Origin of the sequence: Nocardioides sp. Root682, assembly GCF_001427795.1 — a bacterium.
In the GTDB taxonomy this organism is placed as follows: domain Bacteria; phylum Actinomycetota; class Actinomycetes; order Propionibacteriales; family Nocardioidaceae; genus Nocardioides.
On the sequence record NZ_LMHJ01000003.1, the window covers coordinates 1,110,773 to 1,132,506 of the forward strand.

19 protein-coding genes are annotated in these 21,734 nt (G+C 70.1%); 14 read left to right on the forward strand and 5 right to left on the reverse strand.

The genetic code is table 11. From position 1 onward, the window contains the following. The first annotated feature begins 2 nt into the window (after positions 1–2). From leuS to ASD84_RS20615, 3 genes are all read left to right on the forward strand, one after another. The gene (leuS, locus tag ASD84_RS20605; protein ID WP_200954687.1) at positions 3–2,489 is read left to right on the forward strand and encodes a leucine--tRNA ligase; all 2,487 of its coding nucleotides are present in this window, start codon (positions 3–5) and stop codon (positions 2,487–2,489) included. 4 nt (positions 2,490–2,493) lie between these two features. After that, the gene (locus ASD84_RS20610; RefSeq protein WP_056714597.1) at positions 2,494–3,366 is read left to right on the forward strand and encodes a DegV family protein; all 873 of its coding nucleotides are present in this window, start codon (positions 2,494–2,496) and stop codon (positions 3,364–3,366) included. Between the two features lie 100 nt (positions 3,367–3,466). Then, a complete protein-coding gene (locus ASD84_RS20615) occupies positions 3,467–4,324 on the forward strand; it encodes a helix-hairpin-helix domain-containing protein (RefSeq protein ID WP_082574036.1) in 858 nt (285 codons plus the stop codon). A 13-nt stretch (positions 4,325–4,337) separates the two neighbouring features. Here ASD84_RS20615 and ASD84_RS20620 read toward each other — a convergent pair whose 3' ends face one another. Further along, positions 4,338–5,372 (reverse strand): HPP family protein, encoded by a 1,035-nt coding sequence (locus tag ASD84_RS20620; protein WP_056714600.1) that lies wholly within the window; start codon positions 5,370–5,372, stop codon positions 4,338–4,340. A 23-nt stretch (positions 5,373–5,395) separates the two neighbouring features. Between ASD84_RS20620 and ASD84_RS20625 the strand changes: the two genes are divergently transcribed. Together ASD84_RS20625 and holA are read left to right on the forward strand one after the other, a co-directional pair. Beyond that, positions 5,396–7,726 (forward strand): ComEC/Rec2 family competence protein, encoded by a 2,331-nt coding sequence (locus tag ASD84_RS20625; protein ID WP_235531213.1) that lies wholly within the window; start codon positions 5,396–5,398, stop codon positions 7,724–7,726. Positions 7,727–7,768: 42 nt separating this feature from the next. Continuing rightward, entirely contained in the window at positions 7,769–8,740 is a 972-nt protein-coding gene (gene holA, locus ASD84_RS20630; protein ID WP_056714603.1) for a DNA polymerase III subunit delta, read from the forward strand. A gap of 87 nt (positions 8,741–8,827) precedes the next feature. On the opposite strand, the gene rpsT is transcribed toward holA, so the two are convergent. Beyond that, the gene (rpsT, locus tag ASD84_RS20635) at positions 8,828–9,088 is read right to left on the reverse strand and encodes a 30S ribosomal protein S20 (protein WP_056714606.1); all 261 of its coding nucleotides are present in this window, start codon (positions 9,086–9,088) and stop codon (positions 8,828–8,830) included. A 199-nt stretch (positions 9,089–9,287) separates the two neighbouring features. Here rpsT and ASD84_RS20640 point away from each other — a divergent pair, with 199 nt between their 5' ends. Next, a complete protein-coding gene (locus ASD84_RS20640; protein ID WP_156392218.1) occupies positions 9,288–9,752 on the forward strand; it encodes a hypothetical protein in 465 nt (154 codons plus the stop codon). A gap of 15 nt (positions 9,753–9,767) precedes the next feature. On the opposite strand, the gene ASD84_RS20645 is transcribed toward ASD84_RS20640, so the two are convergent. Continuing rightward, a complete protein-coding gene (locus tag ASD84_RS20645) occupies positions 9,768–11,345 on the reverse strand; it encodes a PQQ-binding-like beta-propeller repeat protein (RefSeq protein ID WP_056714610.1) in 1,578 nt (525 codons plus the stop codon). A gap of 219 nt (positions 11,346–11,564) precedes the next feature. Here ASD84_RS20645 and ASD84_RS20650 point away from each other — a divergent pair, with 219 nt between their 5' ends. Both ASD84_RS20650 and ASD84_RS20655 read left to right on the forward strand, forming a co-directional pair. Continuing rightward, on the forward strand, positions 11,565–12,896 hold the full coding sequence (locus ASD84_RS20650) for an HNH endonuclease signature motif containing protein (RefSeq protein WP_056714613.1): 1,332 nt from the start codon (positions 11,565–11,567) through the stop codon (positions 12,894–12,896). Between the two features lie 343 nt (positions 12,897–13,239). After that, complete coding sequence (locus ASD84_RS20655; protein ID WP_056714617.1) at positions 13,240–13,470, forward strand: DUF4287 domain-containing protein; 231 nt, start codon at positions 13,240–13,242, stop codon at positions 13,468–13,470. A 10-nt stretch (positions 13,471–13,480) separates the two neighbouring features. Here ASD84_RS20655 and ASD84_RS20660 read toward each other — a convergent pair whose 3' ends face one another. Beyond that, on the reverse strand, positions 13,481–14,407 hold the full coding sequence (locus tag ASD84_RS20660) for a phosphotransferase family protein (RefSeq protein ID WP_235531212.1): 927 nt from the start codon (positions 14,405–14,407) through the stop codon (positions 13,481–13,483). Between the two features lie 27 nt (positions 14,408–14,434). Then, positions 14,435–16,024, reverse strand: coding sequence for an alkaline phosphatase D family protein (locus ASD84_RS20665; RefSeq protein WP_056714622.1), 1,590 nt, complete (start codon positions 16,022–16,024; stop codon positions 14,435–14,437). Positions 16,025–16,138: 114 nt separating this feature from the next. On the opposite strand from ASD84_RS20665, the gene lepA reads away from it, so the two are divergent. From lepA to ASD84_RS20695, 6 genes are read left to right on the forward strand one after another with little or no spacing between them, the layout of a single operon-like run. After that, a complete protein-coding gene (lepA, locus tag ASD84_RS20670) occupies positions 16,139–18,016 on the forward strand; it encodes a translation elongation factor 4 (protein WP_056714624.1) in 1,878 nt (625 codons plus the stop codon). Beyond that, positions 18,013–18,411: a hypothetical protein gene (locus ASD84_RS20675; protein WP_056714627.1), complete on the forward strand. Its 399-nt coding sequence runs from the start codon at positions 18,013–18,015 to the stop codon at positions 18,409–18,411. Before lepA ends, ASD84_RS20675 begins: the two co-directional genes overlap by 4 nt. A gap of 32 nt (positions 18,412–18,443) precedes the next feature. After that, the gene (locus tag ASD84_RS20680) at positions 18,444–18,866 is read left to right on the forward strand and encodes a DUF350 domain-containing protein (protein WP_056714630.1); all 423 of its coding nucleotides are present in this window, start codon (positions 18,444–18,446) and stop codon (positions 18,864–18,866) included. After that, entirely contained in the window at positions 18,866–20,092 is a 1,227-nt protein-coding gene (locus ASD84_RS20685) for a glutathionylspermidine synthase family protein (RefSeq protein WP_056714633.1), read from the forward strand. Before ASD84_RS20680 ends, ASD84_RS20685 begins: the two co-directional genes overlap by 1 nt. 27 nt (positions 20,093–20,119) lie before the next feature. After that, positions 20,120–20,983 carry an aminoglycoside phosphotransferase family protein gene (locus ASD84_RS20690; RefSeq protein ID WP_056714636.1) on the forward strand — a complete coding sequence of 288 codons (864 nt, stop codon included), beginning with the start codon at positions 20,120–20,122 and terminating at the stop codon, positions 20,981–20,983. Positions 20,984–21,006: 23 nt separating this feature from the next. Beyond that, positions 21,007–21,687 (forward strand): MOSC domain-containing protein, encoded by a 681-nt coding sequence (locus ASD84_RS20695; protein WP_056714638.1) that lies wholly within the window; start codon positions 21,007–21,009, stop codon positions 21,685–21,687. The last annotated feature ends 47 nt before the right edge of the window (positions 21,688–21,734 follow it).

Sequence of the window (21,734 nt, forward strand, 5' to 3'; positions counted from 1 at the left end):
TCGTGCCCTCCCCTGTGAGTCCAGAAGTCCACTACGACGTCCATGCCGTCGAGGAGAAGTGGCTTCCGGTCTGGGAAGAGCTCGACCCCTTCCGCGCCGACGACGCAGCCGTCCTGTCCGGCGAGCGTGAGAAGCGCTACGCCCTGACGATGTTCCCGTACCCGAGCGGCGACCTGCACATGGGTCACGCCGAGGTGTTCGCGCTCCACGACGTGATCTCCCGCTACTGGCGGTTCCGCGGCTACGAGGTGCTCAACCCGATGGGCTGGGACTCCTTCGGGCTGCCCGCCGAGAACGCCGCGATCCGCAACGACGAGCACCCGGCGACGTACACCTACGCCAACATCGAGACCCAGTTCGAGTCGATGAAGCGCTACGGCATCAGCTTCGACTGGTCCCGTCGGCTGCACACCTCGGACCCCGAGTACTACAAGTGGACCCAGTGGCTGTTCCTGAAGTTCCGTGAGCAGGGGCTGGCCTATCGCAAGAACAGCCCGGTCAACTGGTGCCCCAACGACCAGACCGTGCTCGCCAACGAGCAGGTCCTGGCCGACGGCACCTGCGAGCGCTGCGGCGCCGAGGTCACCAAGCGTGAGCTGACGCAGTGGTACTTCAGGACGACGCAGTACGCCCAGGAGCTCCACGACTGCCTCGACGGGCTGCAGGACACCTGGATCGGCAAGGTCGTCAACGCCCAGTGCAACTGGATCGGCCGTTCCGAGGGTGCCCACGTCACGTTCCCCGTGGTCGGCACCGGCCACGAGATCGACGTGTTCACGACCCGCCCCGACACGCTGTTCGGCGCGACCTTCATGGTGGTGGCTGCCGACGCGCCACTGGCCGCCACGCTGGTGACCGACGAGAACCGGGCGGCGTACGAGGCCTACCTCGACGGGATCCGCAAGGCTTCCGACATCGACCGCCTGGCCACCGACCGCCCCAAGACCGGTGTCTTCCTCGGTGTCCACGCGGTCAACCCGGTTGACGGCCGGGAGCTCCCGGTGTGGGCCTCGGACTACGTGCTGGCCGACTACGGCACCGGCGCGATCATGGCCGTGCCCGGCCAGGACCAGCGCGACTGGGACTTCGCGACGGCGTACGACCTGCCGATCATCCGCACGGTGCAGCCGCCCGAGGACTTCGAGGGCGACGCGTTCACCGGAACCGGTCCCGCGATCAACTCCGCCAACGACGAGATCTCGCTCGACGGCCTGGCGATCGCCGAGGCCAAGGCCGCGATCATCGACTGGCTCGAGGCCAAGGGCCGCGGCGAGCGGACCGTGAACTTCCGGCTGCGTGACTGGCTGCTGTCGCGCCAGCGCTACTGGGGCGCGCCGATCCCGATCATCCACTGCCCGGTCGACGGTGAGGTGCCGGTCCCCGAGGACCAGCTGCCCGTCGAGCTGCCCGAGCTGCGTGGCGCCGACCTGAAGCCGAAGGGCACCTCGCCGCTCGGCGCGGCCACCGACTGGGTCAACGTCAGCTGCCCGACCTGTGGCGGTCCCGCCCTGCGCGACACCGACACGATGGACACGTTCGTCGACTCGTCCTGGTACTTCTTCCGCTACATCTCGGCCCACGACGCGACGCAGGCGTTCGACACGACGCTGGCCAACGCGTGGGGTCCGATCGACCTCTACATCGGTGGCGACGAGCACGCCGTGCTGCACCTGCTCTACGCGCGCTTCTTCACCAAGGTGCTGCGCGACATCGGCCTGGTCGACTGGGACGAGCCGTTCTCCGCGTACCTCTCGCAGGGCAAGGTGATCAACGCCGGCCGCAAGATGAGCAAGTCGCTCGGCAACGGCATCAACCTCGGCGACCAGCTCAAGGAGTTCGGTGTCGACGCGATTCGGCTGACGCTGGTGTTCGCCAGCCCGCCCGAGGACAACATCGACTGGGCCGACGTCTCGCCGGCCGGTTCGGCCAAGTTCCTGCAGCGTGCCTGGCGCCTGTCGGGTGACGTGACCTCCGATCCCGGTGTCGACGTCAGCACCGGAGACGTCGCGCTGCGCAGGGTCACCCACAAGACCGTCAACGACGCGACCCACCTGCTGGAGTCCTACCGCTTCAACGTGGTCGTCGCCCGTGTGATGGAGCTGGTCAACGCCACCCGCAAGGCGATCGACTCGGGTTGTGGCCCGGCCGACCCGGCCGTGCGCGAAGCGACGGAGACCGTTGCGATCCTGCTGTCCCTGGTGGCGCCGTACACGGCCGAGGAGATGTGGGACCGGCTCGGCCACCAGCCGTCGGTCGCCCAGGTCTCGTGGCCCGTCGTCGACCCGGCGCTGCTCGTCGAGGACTCGGTCACCGCGGTCGTCCAGATCCAGGGCAAGGTCCGCGGTCGCCTGGAGGTCTCGCCGGACATCAGCGAGGCCGACCTCGAAGCCCTCGCGCTGGCGGACGAAGCGGTGATCAAGGCGATCGACGGCCGTGAGGTCCGCAAGGTCGTCGTCCGGGCGCCCAAGCTCGTCAACATCGTGGTGTGACCCGATGGGCTCGTCCGTAGCAATCGTCACCGACTCGACGGCGCACCTGCAGCCCGGCGCCGAGGAGGCCTGTGGGGTCACCGTCGTGCCCCTGCAGGTCGTCATCGATGACGAGGTGTACGACGAGGGGTCGCCCGAAGCGACGCCTGCGAAGGTGGCGACGGCGCTGCGTGAGAAGCGCGCCGTCAGCACCTCGCGGCCACCGCCGGCCGTGTTCTCGGACCTCTACGCGAAGCTGGCCGCCGACGGCGCGACGGAGATCCTCTCCGTGCACCTCTCGGCGGAGGTCAGCGGCACCTTCGAGTCGGCCCTCGTCGCGGCACGGACGTCCCCGGTGCCGGTGACCTGCATCGACACGCGCCAGGTCGGCATCGCCACCGGCTACGCCGTCGAGTCCGCGGCCGCCGTGGTTGCAGCCGGCGGCACCGTGACCGCGGCTGCGGAAGCAGCCCGCACGCGTGCGGCAGCGGCCACCTCGCTGTTCTACGTCGACACCCTCGAGTACCTGCGCCGCGGCGGCCGCGTCGGCGGCGCGGCCGCGGTCTTCGGTGGTGCCCTCGCGGTCAAGCCGCTGCTCGGCATCGTCGACGGCGTGATCGCGCCCCGTGCGAAGGTCCGGACGTCGGGCAAGGCGATCGCGCGACTGGAGTCGATGGCCGTGGAAGCTGCGGGCGACCACTTCGTCGAGCTGTGCGTCGCCCACCTCGAGGCCGAGGATCGCGCCGCGGCGCTCGCGGAGCGGCTGGCCGAGCGCCTCGGTGAGCAGCTGGTGCCGACCCGGGACGGACGCCGGGTGCGACGGATGGAGTTCGGCGGGGTGTTGGGCGCCCACGTGGGGCCCGGCATGCTCGCCGTCTGCGTCGCCCCGCTCACCTGACGGCCACCTTCTCTCCACAGGCGGTCGGTGGCTCCTGACTTCTCCACAGGCGGCGACGTGACGCCCGTGGAGGTCGGCGAATCCTGCCTACCGTGCGGGCATGCATCCTCGACTCGCGTTGATCGCCGACGGGCTGGCCGCTGACACGGAACCGTCCCCGCTGGTCGAGCCTGTCGAGACCTGGTGGGCCGACCACACGCGCGTGGCGGAGGTGGAGCCGCCTCCTCCTTCCCCTCCGGTGACGCCTCCTCCTGCGCTGCCGGTGCCGGGTCGGCACGCCGCACGCCGTCGGGTTCGGGTGATGTCCTTGGCTCGGCTGGCGCCGCGCGGGCTGCCGACGCTCGGCCCCGCACACGTCGCCGTGGTCGCTGTCCTGGTCGCGGTCGCACTGGCCGTCACGACGTGGTGGGTGGCCCGGGACCAGCCGGTGGGCGAGTCCGGTCCACCGGTGGCCGCGGGAGAGGCGGTGGAGCCGTTGCTCGCCGCCGGTTCCCCGACCGCGTCGCCAGGAGTGGCTGCGGGCACCGTCACGGTCGACGTTGCCGGCAAGGTACGACGTCCCGGCATCGTCGTGCTCGACAAGGGGGCGCGGGTGACCGATGCCCTGTCGGCGGCGGGCGGTGCCAAGCGGGGCGTCGACGTGTCGTCCCTCAACCTCGCCCGGGTGCTCGTCGACGGGGAGCAGATCGTGGTCGGGGCGGCACCCGGTGCCGCACCCGCTGCGGTGCCGAGCGGAGGAGGTGCGGCGGCGCCGGGAGCCGCCGGGCCGTTGGTCAACCTCAACCTCGCGAGCCAGGGCGAGCTGGAGGGGCTGCCCCAGGTCGGGCCGGTCACGGCCCAGGCGATCATCGCGTGGCGGGACCAGCGAGGCGGATTCACCAGCGTCGACGAGCTCCTCGAGGTCGACGGCATCGGGGAGAAGACCCTGGAGCGGCTCGCGCCGTTCGTCACGGTGTGAGGGGGTGGCTCGCTCAGGTGGCGCCGAGCAGGGCCCGGTGCAGCACTGCGATCAGCTCGCCGCGCGTGATCATGCCGACCAGGCGTCCGTCGTCGTCGACGACCGGCACGTTCTTGTAGCCCTCCGAGGTCATCATCGGCACCAGATCGGCGACAGGGGTGCTCGCGGGGATCGTCGTGACGTCGTGGCGCATGATCGAGTCGACCGTCTCGAGCTCGACCAGGTCGCGGGTGAACAGGTCGATGATCGACAGCACCCCGATCACCCGTCGCTCGCTGTCGATGACCGGGAGCGTCTTGACCTGGCGCTGCACGATCAGCGCGCGAGCCCGGTAGATCGACTCGAACGGATGGGCCACCGCGACGTCGGTGTTCATGATCCGCGACACGGGGATCGATCCCAGCCGCCGGTCGAGCGCGTGGGTCTCGGCGTCGCGCACGATGGCGACGATGTCGGCGGGGAGCACGTCGAGGCGGTCGGCGAGGCGCTTCATCGCCTCCTCGACGTCGGGGGTGGTGATGCCGAGCTCGCTCGCGGCGGTCGCTGGCGCGGTCGCGGGCGGACGGTGGGGGTACCGGCGGCCGGTCAGGTTGTTGACCGCGACGGCGATCACGAGCAGCGCGAGCGTGTTGACCGCCACCGGCGTGAGCACGAACAGGGGACCCTGGTCGTGGATCACCGGCGTCGCGGTCGCCGCGAGCAGGGCGCACGCGCCGCCGGGCGGGTGCAGGCAGTTCAACAGCATCATCACGGCGATCGCCGCACCGACTCCGACCGCTGCGGCGAGCAGCACGTCGTCGACCAGCCAGTGTGCCGTCAGCCCGACCGCCGTCGAGATCAGGTTGCCGCCGACCACCGGCCACGGCTGGGCCAACGGGCTCGCCGGCACCGCGAACAGCAGCACCGCGCAGGCGCCCATCGGGGCCACGATGAACGGCAGCAGCTCCGGTCCGCCGGGCACCGCCCGCGCGGTGGCGCCGGCCACCGCGATGCCGAGCAGGGCACCGCCGGCACCACGGGCCAGTTCGGACGTCGAGTAGCGGCTCACCCGTGGAACCCTAGGTGGTCGCCGTGGACCCCGCGGTGAGCGCCGAGCCGGAGCCGCCGCGCCACGACTTCCGGATGCCCGCCCTCGGCGCCTCGGCCTGGGGCGCCGGAGTGGCAGCGGCCGGCATGGGACCTTCGGCGGTCTGGCTGCTGGTCGCGCTGGCGCTCGCCACCGTTGCCGCAGTGGTCGGGGGCTCCCGGTTGGTCACTGCTGCCCTGCTCCTGGCAGCGGCGGTGGTGGCCAGCACCGTGCTGCGGCACACCTCTGTCTCCGCGAGTCCGCTCCATCACTGGGCCGCCGACCGGGCCACTGCCGAGCTGGAGGCCACCGTGGTCTCCGACCCGCGTCGGGTCGAGGGGCAATGGGGCGATCAGGTCGTCGTACGACTGCGGGTGGAGGGGGTGACCGCGCGTGGTGTGCGACAGCGGCTCGGGGGCACGGTCGTGGTGCTGGGCGACCCGGCGTGGTCGGAGGTGGCGCTGGGGGAGCGAGTGGTGGCCAGGGGCCGGCTGGCGCCGTCGGACCGGGCCGAGGAGGCGGCGCTGCTGACCGGGGCCCGGCCGCCCGTGCGGATCCGTGGCCCGGACGTGTGGTGGCGGGCATCGGGGGCGCTGCGGGCCGCGATCCGGGAGGCCGTTGCCCACCGTCCGGCTGATCAGGCCGGTCTGGTGCCGGCGCTCGTCGACGGCGACGACGCCGGGCTGCCTGCTGCGATCGAGGAGGACTTCCAGGTCACCGGCCTCACCCATCTCACCGCCGTCAGCGGAACCAACCTCACCCTCGTGGTGGGCGCACTGCTGCTGCTCGCCCGCAGCGTCGGCGTACGACGACGCTGGCTGGTGGTCGTCGGGCTGGCCGGGATCGTCGGCTTCGTCCTGCTCGCGCGCACCGAGCCGAGCGTGCTCCGGGCGGCCGCCATGGGCACGGTCGGACTGTTCGCGTTCGGTCCCGACGGCCGCCGCCGTGGCCTGCGCGCGCTCGGCGTCGCTGTCACGACCCTCGTGCTCGTGCAGCCAGCGTTGGCCGTGTCGGCCGGTTTCGCGTTGTCCGTCCTGGCGACGGCGGGCATCGTGCTCCTCGGCCCACCCCTCTCGGAGGCGCTGGCTCGCTGGCTGCCGCATGGGCTGGCCGAGGCGATCGCGGTGCCGACCGCCGCGCAACTGGCGTGCACCCCGGTCATCGCGGTGCTGTCCGGCCAGGTGAGCCTGGTCGCGATCGCGGCCAACCTCCTGGCCGGACCGCTGGTGGGTCCGGCCACGGTGCTGGGTCTGCTCGGCGGCCTGGTCGGCCTCGTCGTGCCCGGGCTGGGACGGGTGTGCGGCACGGGCGCGGGATGGTGTGTCGGCTGGATCATCGCCGTTGCGCGCCACGGCGCCGGGCTCCCGGGGGCCACCGTCGGCTGGGGCACCAGCGCGCTCGCCATCGCGTGCCTGGTCGGGGTGTGCGTGGTCATCGCTGTCGTCCTGCCGCGGATCCTGCGTCGGCGTGCGCTCGGCGCAGCTCTCGGCGTCGGACTGCTGCTGGTGGTGCTGGGCGTGCCCGGCCGGATCTGGTCGGGTCCCGGGTTCGGCTGGCCGCCGGACGGCTGGGTCCTGGTCGCCTGCGACGTGGGGCAGGGCGACGGGCTGGTCCTGTCCGTCGCGCCGCACACCGCGATCGTGATCGACGCCGGACCCGACCCGGACGCGATCGACGGCTGCCTGGACCGCTTGGCGATCGAGCGGATCCCGCTGGTCGTGCTCACCCACTTCCACGCCGACCACGTCGACGGGCTCGAGGGTGTCTTGCGCGGGAGACGCGTCTCCGCGATCGAGACCACGCCGGTCCTCGACCCGCCCGAGGCGGTCCGCCAGGTCCAGCAGATCGCCGATGCGGCGCGGATCCCGGTCGCACCGGCGTCGTACGCGAGCGCGCGGCGGTACGGCGCCGCCGTGCTCCAGGTCCTGCACCCCGACATCCCGGTGCCGGTCAGCGGTGCGGGCGACGGGAGCTCGGCCAACGACGCCAGCGTGGTGCTGCTCGTGGAGGTGGCCGGCACACGGATCCTGCTGACCGGCGACGTGGAGCCGCCCGGGCAGGCCGAGCTCGCACGGTTGGTGCCCGGCCTCGACATCGACGTCCTGAAGGTGCCGCACCACGGAAGCGCCCACCAGGACTTCGGCTGGCTGGCGTCGCTGGATCCCGAGATCGCGCTGGTGTCCGTGGGGGCCGACAACGACTACGGACACCCGTCCCCGCGGGTCGTCGAGACGCTCGAGCAGGAGGATGCCGAGGTGCTGCGCACCGACACCGGCGGTGACCTCGCGATCGTGGTCGACAGCGACGGTGCCGTCACCACCGCCACCCGGCAGTGAGGGGGGAGAGATGCGGTCGGTGCCGTGTGGGAAGGTGGGCGCATGCGGGCCGAGGACGTGTTGGGACGGGTCATCCTGGTCACCGGCAAGGAGGAGTTCCTCGGCGCTCGGACGGTCGATGACGTCAAGGCTGCGGTCCGTGCGTACGACGCCGAGACCGAGTTCGCCGACAGTGCTGCCGTCGACCTGACCCTGGCATCCCTCGGCGAGATGTCCGCTCCGTCGCTGTTCTCCGCGATCCGCTGCGTGGTGGTGCGCGGGTTCGAGAACCTGCCGGACGAGTCGGTCGAGGGTGTGTTGAGCTACGCCGCAGCGCCCGTCGATGACGTCGCGCTGGTACTGGTCCACGGCGGCGGCCCCAAGGGCAGCGGCGTGCTGACCAAGCTCCGCAAGCTGCCCGCCGTCACCGAGCACAAGTCCGAGGAGCTCAAGCCGTCGGACTTCCCGGCCTTCGTCGCCAACGAGGTACGACGATGGGGCGCCACGATCGAGCGTGACGCCGCGGACGTGCTGATCGAGTCGATCGGCCGCGATCTGCGCTCGCTCGCCGGAGGGGCTCATCAGCTCGCCAACGACTTCCCGGGGGAGCGGATCAGCGAAGCGCAGGTGAAGCGCTACTTCGGTGGCCGCGCGGAGGCGAAGTCCTTCGCCGTTGCCGATGCTGCGTTCGCCGGCCGCGACCGGGCGGCGCTCGAAGAGCTGCGCTGGGCCCTCGACGCCGGCACCCCGGCCGTGCTGGTCACCTCAGCCTTCGCGGGCAGCGCCCGTGGACTGGCTCGTCTGGTGAGTGCGCCGCGCGGCATGCGGGAGGCGGACCTGGCCCGCGAGGTCGGCGTACCGCCGTGGAAGCTGCGTTCGCTGCGCGACCAGGCGCGTGGCTGGAACGAACCCGGACTGGCTCGCGCGATCCGCGCGGTCGCCCAGGCCGACGCCGACATCAAGGGTGCGGCCAGCGATGCGTCGTACGCCCTCGAGCGGCTGGTGCTGACCATCACGTCGCTCCGCCGCGGCTGACCCCCGTCGCTTCAGGAAAACGGAAAGGGAGCCCTCGCAGAGCGAGGACTCCCCTTTCAGATGTTGCTGACTCCGGACCGGAGTGGATCAGAGAGAAGCAGCCTTCTTGGAGATCGACGACTTGCGGTTCGCAGCCTGGTTCTTGTGGATGACGCCCTTGGACGCAGCCTTGTCGAGCTTCTTGGTGGCCTCGCGGGCGGCGGCGACAGCCTTGTCCTTGTCGCCGGCCTCGGCGGCCTCACGGAACTTGCGGATCGCAGACTTCAGGCCGGTCTTGACGGCCTTGTTGCGCTCGTGCGCCTTCTCGTTCTGCTTGTTGCGCTTGATCTGGCTCTTGATGTTCGCCACGGTTGACTGCCTCTGTGTCGTATGGAAATGCTGGTCTGGTCCGGAGTGCGTGTCCCGGTGAGCCGTGCCCGAGGGGCAGGCGACAACACAGGAGACGCGACCAGTAAGGCTAACAGCGGGGGAACACCGCCCCCAAATCGGGCGAGCGTCCGACGGACCGGCTGTTGTGCTGGCCCGGTCAGTCTGCGAGATTGCGCGCGTGCCCGCACCATCGAGACCACCTCTCCCGCTCGGCGCCCTCATGTTCCTGCCCGGCACCCTCTTCTGGGTCCTGGTGATCCTGGCCGCGACCACGGAGGACGACGGGTACGTCGCCGCAGCGTTCGCCGTGGGTGGGGCCGGCCTGGCTCTCTTCGCCGTCCTCAAGGTGCGGGAGTCTCGAGTCAAGCGCCTGCACCGGGACCGGGCGATCTCCTCCGGCACGCGGACGACGGCCCGGATCGTCGCCACCCGGGTGCGGGGCAGCCTCAACAACGACCCGTACGTCATCTTCACGCTCGACGTGGACCCCGAGTCGGGGGAGCCGTACCGCGTCGAGCTCACCGAGCTGGTCTCCCAGCTGGCGATCCCGCGGATCCTGCCGGACACGGTGATCGACGTGTGGGTGCACCCGGACGACCCGCAGTACGTCGTGATCGACCCGGCCGCGCTCGGCCGTGGCTGAGCGCGGCCAGGACCCTCAGCCCGGCAGGCCGAACGCGTACAACTTGTTGTTCGGGGTCCCGAAGAAGAAGTTGCTGTAGCCCGAGCCCCAGTAGACGGTGCCGTTGGAGATCGCGGCGCCGGACAGGCATGAGCCGCCGCTCGCGAACTCCCACAGCACCGCGCCCGTCGCCCCGTTCATCGCATACATGTAGCCGTCGGGGTCGAGGGAGCAACCGAACACGATGCCGTTCGCGGTGGTCACCGGGCCGGAGGCGCCCCCGCCGTGCGGCGGGGTCTTCTGCCACAGGACCTGGCCGGTCGAGGCGTTGAGTCCGGTCCACACACCGTTGGTCGTCACCGAGCCGTCGGGGAGGGTCCACGGCACGAGGTTGCTGTTGGCGTTCGCCGTGTAGACGCGTCCGCCGTCGACGGCGGAGCCCCACTGCAGGCCGCCCGCCGTTCCACCTGGCCCGGCCTGGGTGACCCAGCGAACTGCGCCCGTGGCCGCGTCCAGTGCCCAGTACTGGCCGCTCTTCTGCCCCGCTCCGACGACGTCGACCGACTTGCCTCCGGTGGTCTTGACGGTGAAGAGCGCGGGCGCCTGACCGAAGTCGTAGTCGGGTCCTGCCGGGTCGGGGCAGAGGTCGCCGTCCCCGAAGAACGGGATGCAGTCGACGGTCCACGCGTCGTACGGAATCGCCCGGGTCGACCACTTCACCGCGCCGGTGGTCAGGTCGAGCGCCAGGATCGAGTCGAAGAAGTCGTTGCCAGCCAGGCACGCCGACTGCTCCGTGGGGCCGCTGGCTGCGTCCACACATGCGAGCACGTCCGGCGGCACCGAGTAGTTGTTGCCGGTGGCGATCAGCACCTGGTGGCGCTTGGTGTCGATGGCCGGCGAGCTTCCCCAGATCGCGTTGCCGGTGTAGCCGTCCGGTGCCATGTAGGTCTTCCACACGATGGCGCCCGTCGCCACGTCGATCGCCAGCATGCTGCCACGGAACGAGAGCTCATAGCCCGGAACGAAGGCGGCGAGTGCCTCTTCCTGGGAGGCGACGCCGACGTACAACAGGCCACTGAAGACGGTCGCGGACTGCGTGATGATCGCGGCAGCGTGTGAGTCAGCCTGAGTGATCCAGACGACCTCACCGGTTGCGCGGCTGAATGCGATCACCTTGCCGCCGGGTCCACCCCCGGGCACGAGGATGCTGCCCTGCGTACCCACGATCACCAGCGACTCGGTCACCGTCGGGGTCGCACGGACCTTGTCGAACGGCACGCCGCTGGCAGCAGCGATGTTGACCTGCCACTCCTGGAGACCGGTCCTCGCGTTGATCGCGTACAGGTTGCCGGCCCAGTCGGGCACGTAGACGTGACCGTTGTAGACGGCGGGCGTCGCCGACACGTCGCCGCCGGTCGTGAACTCCCACTTCCTCGTGAGCCCACTGACGTTGTTGACCGTCAGCTTCGACTCGGAGGGTTGCGACCTCGTGTTCCGGTAGTCGCCGCCAGCGTTGGTCCAGTTGGCTCCTCCCGGTGCGGCATCAGCAACCGTCAGCGGGATGAGCAGGAGCGCTGCTGCAGCAGCGCCGATCGACATCAAGCTCTTCTTCATCGTCCATGGCTCCCTCGGTTGGGATCCCCCGACGAGGGACCCGCGGGCCCGAGATCCTCGGCGCCGACCGAGGCGTCTTGACGGTAACCCCGCATCGGACGCACGGAATGTCCTCACAAGTGAGTACGGCGCGGCACCGCCGGGCCTGGAAACCCGATGTCTGTGGAGAACTTGGCCTGATCTGGGTCTTGTGTCGGAGGGTTCTGGTCCAATACTCGTATGGCAATCGGGTGCGAGGTCGACGAGCGGGACGAGCTGGTGGATATGTCCGCCGGCGGTGTTCTGGCGTACGCCGAGGCCGAGCACGCCAAGCGCCTGGATGCTGAGCGGAACATCCTGAAGGCCGCGTACCAGTGGGCTGTCCTGCACAATCCCGACGCGTTGCCGGCGGGTGACAAGCGGGGTCGGGAGCGGGCGAAGCCTGCGGGTGGGGCGGGGACGCCGTTGATCACCGAGCACGCCGCCGCCGCGTTCGGGGCCCGGATCCAGACCTCGCCGTACGGGGCGAAGAAGTTGATCGCGGACTCGGTCGACATCGCGCTGCGGTTGCCGCGGATCCGGGCCGGGGTCGATGCCGGTACCGCCCGTCCTGGTCATGCCCGCCACGTTGCTGAGGCGACCCGGGAGCTGTCGGAGTCGGAGGCGGCGTGGGTCGATGCCGAGGTCGCGGAGTCCTGTGACGGCCGGTTGTCGTGGGCGCGGTTCGAGGCGTTGGTGGAGGGCAAGGTCGCTGCCGCTGCACCTGAGTTGGCGCGGTTGAAGGAGGAAGCCGCTGCGAGGGAGGTGTTTGCGCGGGTGTCGCGGGTCAACAAGCACGGCAAGGCGACCTACACGATCCACGGCGACGCTCTGACGATCGCTGGGATCGATGCCGCGGTGAACGCGGTCGCCGAGTCCGAGGAGCTGAAGGCTTTGATGCCCGACGCGACCCTGAACGAACGTCGTGTTGCTGCGGTCGCGCTCCTGGTGAACCCGGCCGCGCATGTTGAGCCTTCGGTGGGGCCGGTGAAGGTCAAGGTGAAGGCCTACCTGCACCTGTACGGCGATTCACCCATCGCACGCCTGGAGGGCCACGGGCCCGTGACCACCGACTGGGTCCGCCACCAGCTGGGCCGCCACGGGCTGGGTGGCAAGGTTCAGGTGACGCCGGTGATCGATCTGAACAACCAGGCCCCGGTCGACGCGTACGAGATCCCGTCAAGGATGCGCGAAGCGGTGCACTTGATCCATCCCGGCGACGTGTTCCCGTTTGCGGCGAACACCAGCAGGCGAATGGACCTCGACCATGCGATCCCTTACTCCGAGGGCGGACCCACGGGGGTCGGGAATCTGGGTCCGATGACCCGGGCCCACCACCGGATCAAGACCCATACGGGCTGGGAAGTGCGACAACCGTTCCCCGGGATCGTGATCTGGCGAGATCCCTACGGGGCCCACTACCTGGTCGATGCGACCGGAACGAGGAGAGTCACCGGCACCCCCGGCGGCAGTTCGCCCACGCCCGCAGAGCTCCAGTTCAGCGAAACCCTCGTCAACTACGTCGCCGCGTGAGGGTGGACGGCGGTCGGTCGAGGGTGGGATCGACCCGCCCGGATCTGCCGAGGACAGGCTGCTGGGACGGCCGCCGGGTCGATCGCCCGCCGCGCGGGCTGACGTCTCAACCCATTTGGGCGGAATTGGCTTCCTGAACGGCCTGGACTGCGCCATTTCTGCCCAACCGGCGGAGTGCCATCAACGTCACAAGGAGACCGCACGGATCTGCCGCTGTCGGAGCGGAACGCCCGACCATGCCTCGGAGCGGGCGGTTGTGTCATTCGTGCGTTCCGAGGTGTCGAGTGGCGACCATGCAGTTGGGCCGCGATGAGTTTGCCTGCTGCATCCGGTCTCCACGCTCATGACTGAGCAGAGCAGGCCCCAGCCGACCGGCCCGGCGTCGTACTTCCCTTCGATCGAGAAGAAGTACGGCCGATCGATCGCCGATTGGCAGCAGATCCTGCGGGGTCATCCCGAGTACGGCGCCGGTGCCCGTCACTCCGATCTCGTCGCGTTCCTCAAGAACGACCACGAGGTCGGGCACGGACATGCCAGCGCGCTCGTGGCGCACACGCTCCGAGAGGACGCCTGACCGCCCGCCTTCAGTCCCGCCAGCCCCGCCGCTCAGCCAGCCAGTCGTCGATGACCGTGCGCTGCCAGGCCTGCGCCTGGCGGATGTACGGCGACGTGGACGGGACCGGTTGCGCGGCCGACACCGTGAAGTAGGCGAGCACCAGGGCGAGCACCACATCAATGTCCCCAGCAGGCACCGCCGACAGCAGGGGGTGGGCGGCGATGTGGGCCTCGACGTCGAGGCCGTCGCCGCGGGGGCCGATCAGCAGGAACAGGGAGTCGATCCAGGCGGCGCCGATCACCGGCCAGTTCCAGTCGCACAGCACGGCACTGCCGTCGGACAGGATCAGGATGTTGTCGTCGCGGATGTCGGTGTGGACCAGGGTCGAACCGCCCACCACTTCCCGGTAGCGGTCAGCGAGCGCCTTGAGGTCAGCAGCGCGCGGGTGGTCGATCTGGTCCCAGAGCGCGGGCCAGTCGCCGAACTCCTCCGCCGCGCTGGTCAGCCCTTCGCCCGGAGCGGGTGTCAGTACCTCCGCCATCGTCACCGCCATCGCGGATGCGGCGGCAAGGTCCTCAGCGGTCCAGGGACGGACAGGCGCCCGCCCGTCGACGTACTCGGTGGAGAGGAGCACCCACTCGCCGTCGTCCTCTGCCCACAGCAGTCGCGGCGCCGGCACCTCCCGAGGCAGGAACCGCAGCTTGTGCGTCTCCTCGCGGTACGACTCGGCGAACATCCGTTGCGCCTTCGTCGAGGCCGCCTTCACGAAGTGCTTCGAACCGTCCGCGCACGTCAGCACCGATGCGAAGCCCGGCGTGAAGCCGCCGCCCTGGGAGACGTCCTCCACCACAGCCGAGCCGACATGACGTTCCACCGTCGACCGGATGTACGGCGGCAGGTGGACCCAGTCGAGGCGTCGGGCCGTCCGGCCGTGGGGGATCCGGTTCGGAATCACCCGCACATCATGTCGCCAACGGCGTGCTCAGCGCGGTGCCGGGTCCAGCGTCCTCGTGTAGAGGGCGACTCCGACGACGTCGCGCAGCGTGACTGTCAGCTGACCGGTCGGGCCCGAGATCTCCACCTCGCCGAAGTACTGGTGCCCCAGCGCCGGCGACGTGTTCGCGGCCGGTGGTGCGGCGACGAAGTCCGCGACCGGGCCGAACGTGCCGTCGAGAGCATTGGGACCGAAGGCTCCGGCGTTGAGCGGGCCCGACACGAACTCCCAGAACGGGTCGAAGTCCTGGTACGCCGCACGGTCGGGGGAGTAGTGGTGGGCTGCGGTGTAGTGGACGTCGGCGGTGAGCCACACGTGGTTGCGGATCCCGGCGTGCGACAAGGCCGAGAGCACCCGGGCGATGTCGATCTCCCGCCCGAGCGGCGCGCCCGGCTCGCCCTGGGCGAGTCCCTCTTGGGCGGCGGACCCGTCGGGAACGACCAATCCCAGGGGCAGGTCGGCGGCGATCACCTTCCACGTCGCACGCGACTTCCTGAGCTCCTCGATGAGCCAGGAGGTCTGGCGGTCGCCGAGCACCCCGCCGTCGCCCAGCGCCTCGTTGTCGGCCGTGTTCGGGTCCTTGTGGGTGCGCATGTCGAGGACGAAGACGTCCAGGTGCGGGCCGTAGTGGATGACCCGGTAGACCCGGCCCTCAGGGTCGGGCGAGATCGAGGCCACCGGCACGTACTCGTGGAAGGCCCGGCTCGCGCGGGCTGCGAGGACGTCGACCCGCTTCTCCGTGTAGCGCGCGTCCTCGAGGATCTCGCCGGGGTACCAGTTGTTGGTGACCTCGTGGTCGTCCCGCTGCCCGACCTGCGAGGTCTCGGCGAGGAACGCGCGCCAGTTGTCGGCCATCAGGTTGTAGCGGAACTGCCCGCGGTACTCGTCCAGCGTCTCGGCGACCTTGGTCTTCTCCGGGATCACCAGGTTGTGCCAGGTCGATCCGTCCGGCAGCGGTACCGAGGACTGCACCGGCCCGTCGGCGTACACCGTGTCGCCGCTGCACAGGAAGAAGTCGGCGTCGCGGGCCCGCATCGCGTCGGCGATCCGGAAGCCGCCGTACTCCGGGTTGACGCCCCAGCCCTGTCCCGCGATGTCGCCGGACCACAGGAACCGGACGTCGTCGTGGGTGGCGGGCGCGGTCCGGAACCGGCCGACCGTGGGCGCGCTCGCGACGTGGGAGCCCAGGTCGACCGCGCGGATCCGGTAGTGGATGTCGGTGCCTGTGGGCAGGCCACGCAGCGGGATCGTGCCGGTGAGGTCGCTGGACGGCGTCACCACGGGCCCCGGGACCCGGCGCACGCGACGGAAGTCGGGGTCGCGGCTGATCTCGGCGACCAAGCGCGAGGGCCGGTCCGCCTTCGACCAGAGCAAGGCCGAGCCGGCCCGGACGTCGCCCGACTGGACGCCGAGCGGCAGCACGGGTCGGTCGCGGTGCACGAGCAGCGGTGAGGCGGCGGAGCGGGCGCTGAAGAGCGCGACGCCACCGGTGGCGAGACCGGCTCCGGCTGCTCCGCGGAGCAGGGTGCGGCGGTCGGTGCGGGCAGGGGCGGGAGGCTGGGGGGTGGCCGAGTCCATGGCACCAACCTGACGTCGTACGACGAACGCGGAGCCGCCGTTCAGGCGAGGCGCCGGTGAATCGGTGGCGACGGTTTAGCGAACGGAGCCGGCATTGGAGAGAATGGGTCCACCATGCCGCCAGCACCCGCCCCGAAGCCCGGTCGTACCGACCCCGCGATCATCCGCAACTTCTGCATCATCGCGCACATCGACCACGGCAAGTCGACGCTCGCGGACCAGATGCTGCGGCTCACCGGGGTCGTCGACGCGCGCGCAGCGCGGGCGCAGTACCTCGACCGGATGGACATCGAGCGCGAGCGCGGCATCACGATCAAGAGCCAGGCCGTGCGGATGCCGTGGACGGTTCCGGACGGCAACGAGGAGGGCGCCGAGCCCGGCACCTACGTCCTCAACATGATCGACACCCCGGGCCACGTGGACTTCACCTACGAGGTGTCCCGTTCGCTCGAGGCGTGCGAGGCCGCCGTACTCCTGGTCGACGCGGCGCAGGGCATCGAGGCGCAGACCCTCGCGAACCTCTACCTCGCCATGGGCGCGGACCTCCACATCATCCCGGTGCTCAACAAGATCGACCTGCCGAGCGCCAACGTCGAGAAGTACGCCGCCGAACTGGCCGGACTCGTCGGCTGCGACGTGTCCGACGTGCTGCTCACCAGCGCCAAGACCGGCGTGGGCGTCGAGACCCTGCTCAACGAGATCGTCAAGCAGACGCCGCCGCCCGTCGGCGACGCCAGCAAGCCGGCCCGCGCGCTGATCTTCGACTCGGTCTACGACACCTACCGCGGCGTGGTCACCTACGTCCGGGTCGTCGACGGCAGCCTCAGCCACCGCGACCGGATCAAGATGATGTCGACCGGCGCCGTGCACGAGATGCTCGAGGTCGGCGTGATCAGCCCCGAGCCGGTGAAGTCCGGCGAGATCGGTGTCGGCGAGGTCGGCTACCTGATCACCGGCGTGAAGGACGTCCGTCAGTCGCGGGTGGGTGACACGGTCACCTCCCAGCACCACGGCGCGACCGAGGCGCTCGGCGGCTACAAGCACCCGAACCCGATGGTCTACGCCGGCCTGTACCCGATCGACGGCGACGACTACCCGGTGCTGCGTGACGCCCTGGAGAAGCTCCAGCTCAACGACGCAGCGCTGACCTTCGAGCCCGAGACCTCGGGCGCGCTCGGCTTCGGCTTCCGCGTCGGCTTCCTGGGCCTGCTCCACATGGAGATCACCCGGGACCGCCTCGAGCGCGAGTCCAACCTCGACCTCATCTCGACCGCGCCCAACGTGGTCTACGAGGTCGTCATGGAGGACGGCAAGCACATCGAGGTCACCAACCCGAGCGAGTACCCCGACGGCGGCAAGATCGCCGAGGTGCGCGAGCCGGTCGTGCGGGCCACGATCCTGTCGCCGTCCGACTACATCGGCACGATCATGGAGCTGTGCCAGACCAAGCGCGGCACCCTGCAGGGGATGGACTACCTCTCCGAGGACCGCGTCGAGATGCGCTACGTCCTGCCGATGGGCGAGATCGTCTTCGACTTCTTCGACCAGCTCAAGTCGCGCACCAAGGGCTACGCCTCGCTCGACTACGAACGCACCGGCGAGCAGGCCGCCGACCTGGTGAAGGTCGACATCCTGCTCCAGGGCGAGCCGGTCGACGCGTTCTCCGCGATCATCCACAAGGACGCTGCCTACGCGTACGGCGTGATGATGGCCGGCAAGCTCAAGGACCTCATCCCGCGCCAGCAGTTCGAGGTGCCGATCCAGGCCGCCATCGGCGCCCGGGTCATCGCACGCGAGAACATCCGCGCCATCCGCAAGGACGTCCTCGCCAAGTGCTACGGCGGTGACATCACCCGCAAGCGCAAGCTGCTCGAGAAGCAGAAGGAAGGCAAGAAGCGGATGAAGATGGTCGGCCGTGTCGAGGTGCCCCAGGAGGCCTTCGTCGCCGCGCTGTCCACCTCCGGTCCCGCGGGGGACAAGCCGAAGAAGTGACCAGTCACAAGGGCGACCGGGGCGACCAGCCGATCCGATGGCGCAGCGTCGCTGTCGGTGTCGGCCTGACCGGTCTGGTCGCGGCCAGCTTCGTCAGCTGCGAGGACAACCCCGACCACCGGGCGGTCTGCGCCGATCCACAGGCCCAGCAGCGCGTCGACGACGACCTGTGTGACGACTCCGACGACGACTACGCGGGCCACGGCGGCGGCTACTACTGGTACTACTTTCGGGCGGGCAGCAACGCTCCGGCCGTGGGCGAGCGGTACTCCACCAGCGGCGGCACCTTCGATTCCTCCTCGCTGAGCGGCGAGGTGAAGCGTGGTGGGGTGGACGCTGCCGGCGGCACCATCAAGCGCGGCGGTTTCGGCGGCGTCCACCTCTCCGGATCCTGAATCCCCTCGGCCTCGAAGAGACAAGGACCACCATGGAAGACCTCCTTCCCGCCCTCGGTTACGGGATGGCGTACGGCCTCCTCGGCACGATCGTGCTGACCGCTGGCTGGTTCGTGCTCGATCTCCTGACCCCGGGGCGGCTCGGGGAGCACCTGCGGGTGTCCCACAGCGCCGGTCTCGTCGCAGCCACGTGGATGGTGGCGCAGGGAGCGATCATCTTCACCGCGATCTGGACGAACGCGTCGTCCGGGTTCGGTGACGCATTGGTGTGGACGCTGGCGTTCAGCGTGCTCGGGGTCCTGCTGCAGACCGCGGCCTGGCGCCTCGTCGACCTGGTGACGCCGGGCAACCTGGGCGAGGAGATCTGCGTGGCCGGCGAGACCCAGCCGCTGGCCAAGGTCACGTCGGGGGTGGTCGTCGCGGTCGCGCTGGTCGTGATCGCGAGCATCGCCTGATGTGGCGCCACGTCACGAGCCCGCGTGCCGGGTGGCAGGACACCGTGGTCGCGCAGGGCCTGGTCTTCCCGATGACCCCGTTGGCGGACGGTTCCGGTGAGGTCGTCTACTGGAACGAGTCCGCCTGGTACGAGTTCACCTCCACCGAGATCGAGCGGCTCGAGGCCGTCACCGACGAGCTCTACGCGATGTGCCTGCACGCCGGAGCCGTGATGGCCGAGCGCTTCACTGACCGGGAGCTGATGTTGCCCAGCGGCACCATGGACCTGGTCCGGGAGTCGCTGCGTGCCGAACATCCGTCCGCGCACGCCCGCTTCGACCTGTCGTACGACGGCGAGCTGCCGGCGAAGATGCTCGAGATCAACGGCGACACTCCCACGGGCCTCATCGAGACGGCGGTGGCCCAGTGGAACTGGCTCGAGGACGTGTTCCCCGACCGCGACCAGTGGAACTCGGTCCACGACCGGTTGGTCCGCTGGTGGCGGGAACAGGACGCACGAGGACTGTTCCCCGACCACGCCGTGCACTTCTTCCACTCCGCGACCGACACCAGCGGGGAGGAGGAGATGACGACGACGTACATGCGCGACACCGCAGCGATGGCGGGCCTGCGCACCTACGGCCACGTGATCGAGCAGGTCGGTTGGGACGAGGCTCCCGAGGCACAGCGGTTCGTCGACGTCGAGGACCTGCCGATCCGCGCGGCCTACAAGCTCTACCCCTGGGAGAGCATGCTGGCCGAGGAGTTCGGCCCGCACCTGCTCGAACGCCACGAGCGCGAGCCGGTCCGGTGGGTCGAGCCCGTGTGGAAGCTGATGCTGTCCACCAAGGCGATCCTCCCTGTGCTGTGGGAGCTCTACCCCGACCACCCGAACCTGCTGCCCGCGTACCTCGGTCACCCGGGCGACCTGACCGAATGGGTCGCCAAGCCGTTGCAGGGTCGCGAGGGCGACAACGTCTGGATCCACACGCACGACAGCGACGACCGACGGCCCGGTCACTACGAAGGCCAGACCCTCGTCTACCAGCAGTGGAACCCGATTCCCTCGTTCGACGGCAACCGGGCCGTGATCGGCTCCTGGGTGGTGGGCGGCGTGTCGGCGGGATGCATCGTTCGCGAGTCGGACGGACCGGTCACCGACTACTTCTCGCGCGTCGTCCCGCACGTGATCACCGACGCCGACCGTCCCGACGAGGCGCAGGTGCAGCGGTGGCTGGACGAGTGAGGTAGCGGGTTGACCGAGGATGTCCCGGTGAGTGTCTCGATCCCTGAGGGCTTGCTCGACGAGTGGGAGCTCGTCGCCGGCGACGAGAGGTGGCACGGGACCCGCTCGCTCGTGCTGCCTGTCACGACCCGTCAGGGTCGCGCAGCCGCCCTCAAGATCGCGCTCCCCGACGACGAGTCGGAGCACGAGCACATCGCGCTGCAGCGCTGGCAGGGAAACGGAGCGGTGCTCCTGCTGCGCGCAGATCCGTCGCGGCGGGCGCTGCTGCTCGAGCGCCTGGACCGTGACGACCTGGTGGACGTCTGGGACCTGGAGGCGTGCGAGATCGTGGGTTCCCTCTACGGCCGCCTCCACGTGCCGCCCATGCCGCAGCTTCGTGACCAGTCGTCGTACGTCGCCCGCTGGGTCGGGGCGCTGCAACGGGACGCCGCGACGGTGCCGGTGCCGCGTCGGCTCGTCGACCAGGCGATCGGACTGGCGCGCGACCTGTGCCGAGAGCCGGCGAGCGCGGTGCTGCACGGCGACCTCCACTACGAGAACGTGCTCTGCGGCGAGCGTGACGGTGACCCGCAGTGGCTCGCCATCGACCCGAAGCCGACCAACGGTGACCCGCACTACGAGCTCGAGCCGATGCTCCGCAACCGCTTCGAGGAGTACCTCCTGCCCGGTGCCGTCGGGTCCGTGCGCGACGGCATCCGTCGGCGCTTCCATGCGCTGGTCGACGCTGCCGGATTCGACGAGTCGCGTGCCCGTGACTGGGCCGTGGTCCGATCAGTGCTCAACGCCCACTGGGCGCACGAGGAAGCGGTCCGTACCGGACGCAGGCCCACCGCCGACGAACGTGAGCACGTCACGGCCTGCATCACGATCGCCAAGGCCGTCCAGGACTGAGCGCCGTCGTGCAGACTGGACCCATGCCTCGCGTTCTCGCCGTCAGCGTCGGTCGTCCGCAGGACAAGGAGTGGGCCGGGATCGGCCGCACGTCCATCGACAAGGGCAACCTGACCGGGCCTGTCGTCGTCCACGCCCTCGGGATCGAGGGCGACGAGGTCTCCGACACCGAGCACCACGGCGGGCCGCACCAGGCCGTCTACGCCTATGCGCGGGAGGACCTCGACTTCTGGGAGGCCGAGCTCGGGCAGCCAATCCGCAACGGCCAGTTCGGGGAGAACCTCACCACCGAAGGTCTCGACCTCACCAGCATGGAGATCGGCACCCGGCTCCGGATCGGCGGCGCCGACGGACCGCTGCTCGAGGTCGCCCACGTGCGGACACCGTGCAACGACTTCAAGGGCTGGATGGGGGAGAGCGGCTACGACCCGACCGTGTGGGTGAAGCGGTTCACCGCCGAGGCCCGCCCCGGCCCGTACCTCCGGGTGCTCCAGCCCGGAACTCTCGCCGCGGGCGACCCGGTCGAGGTGGTTCACCGGCCCGGACACGGTGTGACCGTGCGCGACATGTTCGTCGCGCTCAACACCGATCGGAACCGTCTTCCCGAGCTCGCGGCGATCGAGCTGCTGCCGCCGAAGGTCCGCGAGAAGGTCGAAGAGTTCGTCCGCGCCGCTGGGGTCCCGTACCCACTGGCCGCAGAGTGATCTAAGTTACCAACCAGTCACCGCCGGTCTCGGAACAGTTTTTCAGG